The sequence below is a fragment of the Pseudomonas sp. genome (assembly GCF_030696055.1).
In the GTDB taxonomy this organism is placed as follows: domain Bacteria; phylum Pseudomonadota; class Gammaproteobacteria; order Pseudomonadales; family Pseudomonadaceae; genus Aquipseudomonas.
Genome location: NZ_JAUYNP010000054.1, coordinates 1 through 7840, shown reverse-complemented (window position 1 = coordinate 7840; position 7840 = coordinate 1). Strand labels below are relative to the sequence as shown.

At 64.6% G+C, this 7840-nt stretch carries 8 protein-coding genes; 5 read left to right on the top strand and 3 right to left on the bottom strand.

What is annotated here, in order from left to right; translation table 11 throughout:
• The 5 genes from Q8Q83_RS03335 to Q8Q83_RS03315 all read left to right on the top strand — a co-directional run.
• Positions 1 to 365: cobaltochelatase subunit CobN (locus Q8Q83_RS03335; RefSeq protein WP_305621111.1), on the top strand; the 365-nt coding region annotated here is incomplete at its 5' end.
• A gap of 291 nt (positions 366 to 656) precedes the next feature.
• A complete protein-coding gene (locus Q8Q83_RS03330) occupies positions 657 to 1667 on the top strand; it encodes an ATP-binding protein (protein WP_305621110.1) in 1011 nt (336 codons plus the stop codon).
• Between the two features lie 2 nt (positions 1668 to 1669).
• Positions 1670 to 2356 (top strand): VWA domain-containing protein, encoded by a 687-nt coding sequence (locus Q8Q83_RS03325; protein WP_305621112.1) that lies wholly within the window; start codon positions 1670 to 1672, stop codon positions 2354 to 2356.
• Positions 2353 to 3120: a precorrin-6A synthase (deacetylating) gene (gene cobF / locus Q8Q83_RS03320; protein ID WP_305621109.1), complete on the top strand. Its 768-nt coding sequence runs from the start codon at positions 2353 to 2355 to the stop codon at positions 3118 to 3120. Before Q8Q83_RS03325 ends, cobF begins: the two co-directional genes overlap by 4 nt.
• Positions 3121 to 3274: 154 nt before the next feature.
• Positions 3275 to 4693, top strand: a complete 1419-nt coding sequence (locus tag Q8Q83_RS03315) for a Fic family protein (RefSeq protein ID WP_305621108.1) — start codon at positions 3275 to 3277, stop codon at positions 4691 to 4693.
• Between the two features lie 162 nt (positions 4694 to 4855).
• Here Q8Q83_RS03315 and Q8Q83_RS03310 read toward each other — a convergent pair whose 3' ends face one another.
• The 3 genes from Q8Q83_RS03310 to cobJ all read right to left on the bottom strand — a co-directional run bounded on the left by Q8Q83_RS03310 (position 4856) and on the right by cobJ (position 7802).
• Positions 4856 to 5173 carry a hypothetical protein gene (locus Q8Q83_RS03310; RefSeq protein ID WP_305621106.1) on the bottom strand — a complete coding sequence of 106 codons (318 nt, stop codon included), beginning with the start codon at positions 5171 to 5173 and terminating at the stop codon, positions 4856 to 4858.
• Positions 5174 to 5237: 64 nt separating this feature from the next.
• Positions 5238 to 5942, bottom strand: coding sequence for a YafY family protein (locus Q8Q83_RS03305; protein WP_305621104.1), 705 nt, complete (start codon positions 5940 to 5942; stop codon positions 5238 to 5240).
• A 198-nt stretch (positions 5943 to 6140) separates the two neighbouring features.
• Positions 6141 to 7802: a precorrin-3B C(17)-methyltransferase gene (cobJ, locus tag Q8Q83_RS03300; protein ID WP_305621103.1), complete on the bottom strand. Its 1662-nt coding sequence runs from the start codon at positions 7800 to 7802 to the stop codon at positions 6141 to 6143.
• Between the last annotated feature and the right edge of the window lie 38 nt (positions 7803 to 7840).

The following is a 7840-nucleotide window of genomic DNA, read 5'->3' as shown; positions in this document are numbered from 1 at the left end:
GCATCCGCACCTTGAAGGAAGAGCTGAATCGCGTGGTGCGCGCCCGCGCGGCCAATCCCAAGTGGATCGACGGCATGAAGCGCCACGGCTCCACGGGAGCGTTAGAGCTGGCGGCGACCATCGACTACCTGTTCGCCTTCGACGCCACCAGCGAGCTGGTCGACGACCACCAGTACGCGCTGCTCACCGATGCCTACTTGCTCGACAAGGACACCCGCGACTTTATCCAGCAGCACAACCCCGGCGCCTTGCAGGATATCCTCGAACGCCTGCTGGAAGCCCAGCAGCGCGGCCTGTGGGAAAACCCCGGCGAGTACCGCGAAGCCCTGGAAAACCTGCTGATCGACAGCGAGGAGGGGGCATGAGCGCTTCCGTAGCCCGGATGAAATCCGGGGGCGTTGCACCCCATATCCCCGGATTGCATCCGGGCTACGCAGAGTTTGCTCGCGAGCAGCGGCCCGTAGGGTGGGTTAGCCGCATGCCGCCATTGCCAACCATCACGCCACTCGGGACGCGGCGTAACCCACCACCGGCGCAACGCGCGCCATCGCCTGGTGGGTTACGCGCCGCACCATTGTCGCGTGTGGATTCCCGGCCGGCGTACCGCGTCGCTAACCCACCCTACGAACCGCCTTTCGCCCTTACGGATGCCTGCCATGACCGATAGCCATTTTCCCCTCGCCGCGGTGGTCGCCGCCGATGACCTTAAGCTGGCGCTGTGCCTGGCGGCCATCGACCCGGCGATTGGCGGTGTGCTGATCGAGGGGCCGCGCGGCATGGCCAAGTCGACCCTGGCTCGCGGCCTGGCCGATCTGCTGGCCAGCGGCACCTTTGTCACCCTGCCGCTGGGCGCGAGCGAGGAACGCATAGTCGGCACCCTCGATCTGGACGCCGCCCTGGGCGAGGGCCGCGCACAGTTTTCCCCCGGCCTGCTGGCCAAGGCCAATGGCGGCGTGTTGTACGTGGATGAGGTCAATCTGCTGCCCGATCATCTGGTCGATCTGCTGCTGGATGCCGCCGCCAGCGGGGTCAACCATATCGAGCGCGACGGCATCTCCCATCGGCATGCCGCGCGTTTCGTGCTGATCGGCACCATGAATGGCGAGGAGGGCGAGTTGCGCCCGCAGCTGCTCGACCGCTTCGGCCTCAACCTGGCCCTGGACGCGCAGCCGCAACCGGCCCAGCGCGCCGAGATCGTGCGGCGCCGCCTGGCTTTCGACGCCGACCCGCAGGCGTTTCTGCAACGCTGGCAGGCGCAGCAGGATGAATTGCGTGAGCGCTGCCAGAACGCCCGCGAGCGGCTGGCGGCTATCCCCTTGGATGACGCAGCCCTGGAGCAGATCAGCCAGCGCTGCTTCGCCGCCGCCGTCGATGGTCTGCGCGCCGACCTGGTCTGGCTGCGCGCCGCCCGTGCGCATGCCGCCTGGCGTGGCGTCGAGCGTATCGAGGCAGTGGATATCGATGCGGTGGCGGAGTTCGTGCTGCGTCATCGTCGCCGGCATAACCCGCCGCCTACCGCGCAAGCGCCGCAGCCTCCAACCAGCAACAATGCGCCCGCTGAGCAGCAGCAAGCGCCCCAAGGCGAAGGCCAGTGGGGCGAATTACCGGCTCAGGCGCAAAGCCTCGGCGTACGGCGTGAACCGCCGCGCTGGGCAAAAAAGCCCTAGGCATCCGCCCGCGCACAGCCACAGGCGCGGATGCCCGGGCCGCTCCCGGCACACTAGGCGGTGGTCGCAGCGGTGCCAGTCGCGCGGGTGCGGCTGGCCGTATCGACTGGCCGGCGAGCCTGCTTAAAGGCCGCCCACGTACCCGTCAGGATCTAGTGCTGCGCCCGCGCAGCGCCAAACCCGGCGAACTCTGGCTGGTGATAGTCGATGCCTCGGCCTCGACCCGCCGCCATGGCGCGCTTAGCAAAGCCAAGGGCTTGCTCAGTGAAGTATTCGAGCAGGCCCGCCGTCAACGCGCGCGCCTGGCCCTGCTGCACGCCACCGGCCGCCAGGCGCAATGGTTGTGGCAGGGGCAGAAAGCCTCCAGCGCCCTGCAGCACTGGCTGAGCGAGCTGGGCGCGGGCGGCGGCACGCCCTTGCTCGATGCCGTGCAGCAGGCCGCCGGCTGGCAGGCGCGCCGCCAGCGGCTGCACCCGGCGGAGCGTCAGCGTTTGTTGATCATCACCGATGGCCGCCTGCGCGACTGGCCGGCGTTAGCGCCGAGCGCCTGCCCGGCGCTGCTGGTAGATATAGAAAGCGCGCCGATCCGCCTCGGCCGCGCGCGCCAACTGGCCGATGAGCTGGGCGCGCAATACCGTCATATCGATACGCTGCCGGTGATAGCCGGCAGCCTGGAGACAGCCTTATGAAAACCCTACTGATTATCGGCATCGGTGCCGGCGACCCGGACTACCTGACCGTGCAGGCGATCAACGCGCTCAACCGCACCGATGTGTTCTTTCTGATGGACAAGGGCAGCGCCAAGGACAGCCTGATCGGCCTGCGCAAGACCATTTGCGAGCGCTTTATCCAGGGCCGCGACTACCGCTTTGTCAGCGCCGACTGCCCGGAGCGGGTGCGCGATGTGGCGGACTATCGCGGCAGCGTGGTCGACCTCAATCAGGACAAGCAGCAGGTGTTCGAGGGCATGATCCGCGAGCAGATGAGCGATGGCGAAACCGGCGCCTTTCTGGTCTGGGGCGACCCGGCGCTGTACGACAGCACCCTGCGCATAGTCGAGGAGATCGTGGGCAACAGCGCCGAGCAGATTGCATACGAAGTGATCCCCGGCATCACCAGCCTGCAAGCCCTGGCGGCCAAGCATAAGGTCTGCTTTAACAGCATCGGCCAGGCCTTCCAGATCACCCCGGCCCGCCGCCTGGCCGAAGGCGGCTTTCCCGAAGGGCTGGACAGCGTGCTGGTAATGCTCGACGCCCAGGACAGCTACCAGCGCTTTGTCGACCAGGATATGCAGATTTATTGGGGCGCCTATATCGGCACCCCGGACGAAGTGCTGATCGCTGGCCCGCTAAGTGAGGTCGCCGACACCATCCGTACCCGTCGCGCCGAACTGCGCGAGCAGCATGGGTGGATTATGGATAGCTATCTGTTGCGCAGGAACAACGCGGGCTGAACCCATCACGAAAAGCACGACATTTTCACGACAAATTGCGCGACACTTTTTCTTGAAGCGCGACACTTTCCGCGACATATTGGTGTCGCGCTTTTTGTCGCGCACTTGGAAAGCGCGACAATCGATTGTCGATTGATTTGCCCAAGGACCTGCCATGGCCGCTACCAGTCTGGATAAACAGCTCAATGCCATCGAGGCAGTAATCGCTGAACACCACGACGGTATCGGTATTGCCGAGCTGGAGCAGCGTCTGGCCCTGGGGTTGAATCGCCGTACGCTGCAGCGCCGGCTGGAACGTTTGCTGGCGCAACAGCGGATCGTTTCCAGCGGCGAAAGTGTTGCCCTGGTCTACCAACCGGCGCTGCCCACTTGCGCTGTGGTGACGAGCGCAGTTGCAGTCGGTGACTACGCCGACCTTGAACTTTATGTGCCTGTCTCCGCTGAGGGCGCAGCGATTCGTGATCAAGTGCGCCGCCCGTTGATGCATCGCCGTCCGGTGGGCTACCAGCACGCGTTTCTTGAGCGTTACGAGCCTGGGGTGTGCTTTTATTTGCCGGAGTCGCTGCGGGCGCAACTGCATGAGATCGGGCGCACCGCAAACGATGCGCGACCCGCCGGCACCTATGCCAGGGATATCTACAATCGACTGCTGGTGGATCTGTCCTGGTCATCATCGCGTTTGGAGGGCAACACCTACAGCCGCCTGGATACGCAGAACCTGATCGAACTTGGCCAGGTGGCGCAGGGCAAGGATGCCCAGGAAACTCAGATGATCCTCAACCACAAGGCCGCCATCGAGATGCTGATCGAGGATGTCGATCAGGTGGATTTCAACCCGTTCACCTTCAAGAACCTGCATGCCATCCTGGCGGAAAACCTGATGGCCGATGAAGAGGCCTGCGGGCGCTTGCGCCGCCGCCCGGTGGAAATTTCCGCAACCGTATTTCAGCCCCTCGCCTTACCCCAGGTGCTGGAAGACTGCTTTATTGAGCTTCTGCACAAGGCTGCGGCCATTCCCGATCCGTTTGAGCAGGCATTTTTCCTGATGGTGCAGTTCCCCTACCTGCAGCCATTCGAGGACGTGAACAAGCGGGTATCGCGTATCGGCGCGAACATCCCGTTGATCCGCCATAACCTGTGCCCGCTGTCATTTATCGACGTGCCGGAGCGCGCCTATGTGGAAGGCATCCTGGGCGTCTATGAGCTGAACCGAATCGAGCTGCTGCGTGACGTATTTGTCTGGGCCTACGAGCGCTCATGCCAGCGCTACCTGGCCATCAGGCAGAGCATGAGCGACCCCGACCCGCTAAGGATGCGCTACCGCGCGGCGCTGATCGAGGCCGTGCAAGGGGTGGTCAAGCAGCGTTTGGCACCCAGCACCGAGCTGATCAGGCAACTGGCCCATAAAAAGGCGGCGACTGAAGACCAGGGTGCCTTCGCCCAACTGCTTAGTGATGCCCTTAAGCACCTGCATGAAGGCAGCGTGGCCCGTTATCGGCTGAGGCATTCGGAGTTTCTGGCCTGGCAACCGATTAGGGATGCATCAGCGATCGGTAGTGTCCGGCCTGACTAGAGGTTGTGGATGCGCTTATTAATCTCCGGATCACTCAACAGAACGTGATGAAAAGCATCACGTTCTGTCTACCCTGCGCTTTGGATCTTGACGTAGGACCGGCTAATGGGTGTCCCCTTTTCCGTTTAGGCTGCGTGCTGGGGCCTGATGCAGGGGCTGGGCTTAGTCATCCGGTCCGAGCCGCTCGGGGCTGAAGTGGCCCATAAACACCAGGCTGTCGATGGCGTGCATATAGGCGGCAAACCGTGGATCGCCTTCGGCGAAGGCCCGGGCCGCCGCCTCGGCGTTGACCAGGCAATCCCATTTGGCCAGGTCGGCAAATTGCTGGGCAGAGGCCAGCGGGCTGTAGCCGCAGAACTCCAGCAGGCCGGGAAAGTCCTTGAGGGTTTGCCGCAGACCGGCGCGCAGCGCCGGCATATCGCCCTGAAAACCTGCTTTGACCGTGAAAATGGCTACTTCCAGTACATGATGGTGTGGCATAGCGGACACTCCGTTTGATCGCTTAAGAGTGCTCAGCATGCCAGGCACCACTGACAGCGTACTGTCAGTGGCCTACTAGGGTTATCTGCCGCCAGGCTTCGGCCTGGTGGCTCATATAAGCCTGCAGGTTGACCTCGACCGGCGCGGCGGCTGCCGCGCTCGGCACGGCCAATGCGCCGATGCGGTCCAGGCGAAAATCGCGATAGGCCGCACGCTGGGTACACCAACTGCCGACCGTCCATTTACCGCCCCAGTAGAACAAGCCCAGCGGGTAAATCAGGCGTTGCGAGGGCGTGCCGTCCAGGCTGAGGTAGTCGAGGCGTACGGGGTGTTTCTGGCGAATGGCCAGGTGCAGACGGTCCCAGTGACGCAGGTCGTGGCCGCTGGGCGTTTCGCCCAACGCGCGCAATGCGGCGCCGCCGGGACTCAGGCTATGGGGCGGAAGCACCGCCCCTATCTTGCTCAGCAGTGAGCGGGCCGCCGCCGCCAGCGCTACCCCGGTAGACTTCGACAGCATTTCCACGCCCAGCATCAAGGCGGCGATTTCATCCTGGCTGAGGGTTAGCGGCGCTAGCTCGAAGTCCGCCTGCAGGGCATAACCGCGCCCCGGCTCGCCATACAGCGGGATGCCACTCAGCGACAGGTCATCGATATAGCGATAGATGCTGCGTACCGACACGCCGATGCGTTGTGCCAACTGCTCGGCACTGATCGGCTGATGGGCGCGGATCAGGTTTACCAATTGAAACAGACGCTCGGCTTTGCGCATCGCATGGTTCCGCTGCGGGGTGTGGGGTCGCCATCATCATAGAGCCTGCGCGCCGAGTTGTAGCGGCGCTCGCCGGAGTTGTCCTTGGAAGCTCGTAGGATGGGTTGCGCATAGCGATACCCATGCTGCTGTTGGTTCACGAATCGATGGGATGCATGCTCTCTGTGATGGGTATCGCAGGCTTAACCCATCCGTTTCCTACGGCTGCGGGTAGCTACGCGGCGTATACACCCACTCCCCACCATCGGCACGGGGGAAGCGGCAGGTTTGGCTGGAGCCAATAATCACCAGGGTGCGCATATCGACCATGTCTGGGGTGAGTTCGCCCAAGGTGAGGGTGCGCAGGGTTTCGCCGGGGCGGCCGATATCGCGGCCGAGGACCACCAGGGTTTCCGGGCTGCGTTGCTGGCGGATGATGTCCAGCGCGCTGCCGAGTTGCCAGGGGCGGGCTTTGGAGATGGGGTTGTAGAACGCCATCACCAGGTCGGCGGCGGCGGCATGCTCCAGGCGCTTTTCGATAATGGCCCAGGGCTTGAGGTTGTCGGATAGGGAAATCAGGCAGAAGTCGTGACCCAGCGGCGCGCCGGCCTTGGCGGCGGTGGCCCGGGCGGCGGAGACGCCGGGGAATACCTGCAACTCGACCCGCTGCCATTCGGCGTCGGTCGATTCGTGCAGGGCTTCCAGCACGGCGGCGGCCATGGCGAATACGCCGGGGTCGCCGGACGACACCACCACCACTCGGCGACCGCTGGCGGCCAGTTCAAAGGCATGGCGGGCGCGCTGCATTTCCTCGCGGTTATCGGTGCAGTGGCGCACCTGTTCCGGGCGCAACGGGCCGGCCATATTGATATAGGTTTCGTAGCCGAGCAGGTCCTGCGCCTCATCCAGCGCCTGGCGCGCGGCGGGCAGCATAAATTCGGCGGCACCGGGACCGAGGCCGATCACGGTCAGGCGGCCACGGGGGCGGCCGAGCTGAGTGGGGTCAATCGGTGCAGCGGCCAGTAGCAGGCGCAGATTGGCGTGCTGGCTATGCAGCGGCGGCAGTTGCTGGGCGTCGTCGATAAAGCGCAGCGGCAGCTTGAGTTGCGCGGCTGCGGCGTGCAGCTCGGCGGTGGCCATCAGCGTTGGCGCGGCCAGCAGGCAGGCCAGGCTCTGCTGGGCCAGGCCGCTGCTCTGCAGCGCCTGGTGCAGTTCGCTAAGCAGCTCGGTGCCGGCGCGTTCGACCCATACGGCCACCTGCTGTGGGTGGATCAGCAGTTCGTCTGAGTTAACCGCGCGGCTATGGGGGCTGATATGAATCACCCGTGCGGCGTCGTCAGTTACCGGCAGCTTGGCCTGGGCCAGCCAGGGCGCGTCGCCCTCTATACGCACCGCCTGGCCGCCGAGCAGGTCGCTGACAAAGCCTTTGCCTTGCTCAATATCAGCCAACACATAGCCGGCCGGCGGCTCCAGCAGGCAGGTGCCGAAACGCAGTTCGCCGCTGGTGGTGATCGCCGCGTTGACCTGCAAGTGGGCGGCAATCTCCCGCGCCATGCGGTTGACCCCACCGAGGCCGCCGAGCAGCGGCACCACGGCGCTGCCATCTTCGGCCACGGCCAATACCGGCGGCTCGCTGCCTTTTTCCCCCAGCACGGCGGCCAGGCTGCGAATCACTATGCCGGCGGCGCACAGGGCGATCAGCGGCGTACCGGCGCGGTATAGCGCGCGCAGGTTGTCGCCGAAGTCGTCATAAGTCCGCTCGACGTCCGCCACTCGGCCTTGCAGGCCGTGAATCTCGGCCTGCGGATAAAGCGCCTGGATGCGCCGCGCGCCGGCCAGGGCGGAGGGGCCGAGAATAACGATGGCGGGGGATGGATTCATGGCTGGGTCCTGTAGCCCGGATGCAATCCGGGGTGTGG

Bases quoted from the DNA above. Each gene is read 5' to 3' on its own strand.
- cobJ (WP_305621103.1), bottom strand. From the start codon at position 7,802: ATGAATCCATCCCCCGCCATCGTTATTCTCGGCCCCTCCGCCCTGGCC.
- Q8Q83_RS03310 (WP_305621106.1), bottom strand. From the start codon at position 5,173: ATGCCACACCATCATGTACTGGAAGTAGCCATTTTCACGGTCAAAGCA.
- cobF (WP_305621109.1), top strand. From the start codon at position 2,353: ATGAAAACCCTACTGATTATCGGCATCGGTGCCGGCGACCCGGACTAC.
- Q8Q83_RS03305 (WP_305621104.1), bottom strand. From the start codon at position 5,942: ATGCGCAAAGCCGAGCGTCTGTTTCAATTGGTAAACCTGATCCGCGCC.
- Q8Q83_RS03330 (WP_305621110.1), top strand. From the start codon at position 657: ATGACCGATAGCCATTTTCCCCTCGCCGCGGTGGTCGCCGCCGATGAC.
- Q8Q83_RS03315 (WP_305621108.1), top strand. From the start codon at position 3,275: ATGGCCGCTACCAGTCTGGATAAACAGCTCAATGCCATCGAGGCAGTA.